Raw genomic sequence first — 3,480 nt, 5'->3', positions numbered from 1 at the left:
TGTGTGTGTTGTTTGAGAATTGCACAGTGGACGCGAGCATCTTTGTTGTAAGTAATGAAGAGCGTACGGTGGATGCCTTGGCACCAGGAGCCGATGAAGGACGTAGGAGGCTGCGATAAGCCTCGGGGAGCTGTCAACCGAGCTGTGATCCGAGGGTGTCCGAATGGGGAAACCCAGCACGAGTGATGTCGTGTTACCTGCATCTGAATATATAGGGTGTGTGGAGGGAACGTGGGGAAGTGAAACATCTCAGTACCCACAGGAAGAGAAAACAATTGTGATTCCGTGAGTAGTGGCGAGCGAAAGCGGAGGAGGCCAAACTTTGTGCGTGTGATACCCGGCAGGGGTTGCGTATGGAGGGTTGTGGGGTTTGCATGTGATGGTTCTGCCGGACTGTCCGACAGTGAGAAATCATGGTGTTAGTCGAAGTGGTCTGGAACGGCCTGTCGTAGAGGGTGAGAGTCCCGTAGACGAAAACATTGTGACTGTCGAGTGTGGATGCCCAAGTAGCAGCGGGCCCGTGAAATCTGCTGTGAATCTGTCGGGACCACCCGATAAGCCTGAATACTCCCTGGTGACCGATAGCGGACTAGTACCGTGAGGGAAAGGTGAAAAGTACCCCGGGAGGGGAGTGAAATAGTACCTGAAACCGTGCGCTTACAATCCGTCAGAGCTGGTGCACAGTTTACTGTGGCTGGTGATGGCGTGCCTTTTGAAGAATGAGCCTGCGAGTTAGTGGCATGTCGCGAGGTTAACCCGTGTGGGGTAGCCGTAGCGAAAGCGAGTCCGAATAGGGCGTATCACCGTTTGGTGTGTAGTGGCGTGTTCTAGACCCGAAGCGGAGTGATCTACCCATGGCCAGGTTGAAGCGACGGTAAGACGTCGTGGAGGACCGAACCCACTTAGGTTGAAAACTGAGGGGATGAGTTGTGGGTAGGGGTGAAAGGCCAATCAAACTCCGTGATAGCTGGTTCTCCCCGAAATGCATTTAGGTGCAGCGTCACGTGTTTCTCATCGGAGGTAGAGCTACTGGATGGTCTAGGGGGCTTACCGGCTTACCGAAATCAGCCAAACTCCGAATGCCGGTGAGTGAGAGCGTGGCAGTGAGACTGCGGGCGATAAGGTTCGTAGTCGAGAGGGAAACAGCCCAGATCGCCAGCTAAGGTCCCTAAGCGTGTACTAAGTGGAAAAGGATGTGGGGTCGCGAAGACAACCAGGAGGTTGGCTTAGAAGCAGCCACCCTTGAAAGAGTGCGTAATAGCTCACTGGTCAAGTGATCCTGCGCCGACAATGTAGCGGGGCTCAAGTACACCACCGAAGCTGCGGCACTCACACAACAGCCCGCCTTTCTCTTGCGAGGGATTGGCCAGGTGTGTGGGTGGGTAGGGGAGCGTCGTGCAGCCGTGGAAGCATCGGGGTGACCTAGGTGTGGAGGCTGTGCGAGTGAGAATGCAGGCATGAGTAGCGAAAGACGAGTGAGAAACTCGTCCGCCGAATGACCAAGGGTTCCTGGGCCAGGTTAATCCGCCCAGGGTGAGTCGGGACCTAAGACGAGGCCGACAGGCGTAGCCGATGGACAACGGGTTGATATTCCCGTACCCGTGTGAACGCGCCCCTGGTGAATCAGTGATACTAACCGCCCTGAATCCCGGTGACGGATCTCTTTCGAGAGTGATGCGCTGGGTGGATGCGTGGGACCTGATCTGGTAGTAGCCAAGCGATGGGGTGACGCAGGAAGGTAGCTGAGCCAGTCAGTGGTAATACTGGTGTAAGCCTGTAGGGCGAGACATAGGCAAATCCGTGTCTCATACAGCCTGAGAGGTGATGCGTAGCCGATTGAGGCGAATTCAGTGATCCTATGCTGCCGAGAAAAGCCTCTAGCGAGCTTTCACACGGCCCGTACCCCAAACCGACACAGGTGGTCAGGTAGAGAATACTGAGGCGATCGAGATAACTATGGTTAAGGAACTCGGCAAAATGACCCCGTAACTTCGGGAGAAGGGGGACCTCGTCCGGTGATCATCCTTGCGGTGTGAGCTGGGTGGGGTCGCAGAGACCAGTGAGAAGCGACTGTTTACTAAAAACACAGGTCCGTGCGAAGTCGTAAGACGATGTATACGGACTGACGCCTGCCCGGTGCTGGAAGGTTAAGAGGACCGGTCAACTGCACTTGTGTGGTGAAGCTGAGAATTTAAGCCCCAGTAAACGGCGGTGGTAACTATAACCATCCTAAGGTAGCGAAATTCCTTGTCGGGTAAGTTCCGACCTGCACGAATGGCGTAACGACTTCTCAGCTGTCTCAACCATAGACTCGGCGAAATTGCATTACGAGTAAAGATGCTCGTTACGCGCGGCAGGACGAAAAGACCCCGGGACCTTCACTATAGCTTGGTATTGGTGTTCGGTTCGGTTTGTGTAGGATAGGTGGGAGACTGTGAAGCGGTGACGCCAGTTACTGTGGAGTCGTTGTTGAAATACCACTCTGATCGTATTGGATACCTCAACCTCGGACCATGATCTGGTTCAGGGACAGTGCCTGGTGGGTAGTTTAACTGGGGCGGTTGCCTCCCAAAATGTAACGGAGGCGCCCAAAGGTTCCCTCAGCCTGGTTGGCAATCAGGTGTCGAGTGCAAGTGCACAAGGGAGCTTGACTGTGAGACTGACAGGTCGAGCAGGGACGAAAGTCGGGACTAGTGATCCGGCACCGGCATGTGGAAGCGGTGTCGCTCAACGGATAAAAGGTACCCCGGGGATAACAGGCTGATCTTCCCCAAGAGTCCATATCGACGGGATGGTTTGGCACCTCGATGTCGGCTCGTCGCATCCTGGGGCTGGAGTAGGTCCCAAGGGTTGGGCTGTTCGCCCATTAAAGCGGCACGCGAGCTGGGTTTAGAACGTCGTGAGACAGTTCGGTCTCTATCCGCCGCGCGCGTCAGAAACTTGAGGAAGGCTGTCCCTAGTACGAGAGGACCGGGACGGACGAACCTCTGGTGTGCCAGTTGTTCCACCAGGAGCACCGCTGGTTAGCTACGTTCGGAAGGGATAACCGCTGAAAGCATCTAAGCGGGAAGCCTGTTCCAAGATGAGGTTTCTCACCCCCTTTGTGGGGGTAAGGCCCCCGGCAGACCACCGGGTTGATAGGCCAGAACTGGAAGTGCAGTAATGCATGCAGGTGACTGGTACTAATAGGCCGAGGACTTACCACAAAGAAGCTACGCGTCCACTGTGCAATATCTGAAACAACACACGAAAGTTGTATTTCAGGTACACAACTACATGAAAACCAAGAACGAACACACACACTGTGTGTGTCTCCGACTTCGGTTCGTTCGTGACACTGTTTCACAGAGTTACGGCGGCCATAGCGGAGGGGAAACGCCCGGTCCCATTCCGAACCCGGAAGCTAAGCCCTCCAGCGCCGATGGTACTGCACCCGACAGGGTGTGGGAGAGTAGGACACCGCCGAACACACTTTCACAG

2 rRNA genes are annotated in these 3,480 nt (G+C 55.1%); both read left to right on the top strand.

The features are described from left to right. Positions 1–45: 45 nt before the first annotated feature. A 23S ribosomal RNA gene (locus tag CH289_RS27750) occupies positions 46–3,206 on the top strand. Positions 3,207–3,351: 145 nt separating this feature from the next. Further along, positions 3,352–3,468, top strand: a 5S ribosomal RNA gene (gene rrf, locus CH289_RS27745). Positions 3,469–3,480: the final 12 nt, after the last annotated feature.

This window comes from Rhodococcus sp. RS1C4 (assembly GCF_002258225.1).
GTDB lineage: Bacteria > Actinomycetota > Actinomycetes > Mycobacteriales > Mycobacteriaceae > Rhodococcoides > Rhodococcoides fascians_E.
Note: the sequence above shows the minus strand (reverse complement) of the source record. Positions and strands in the feature narration are given on the sequence as shown.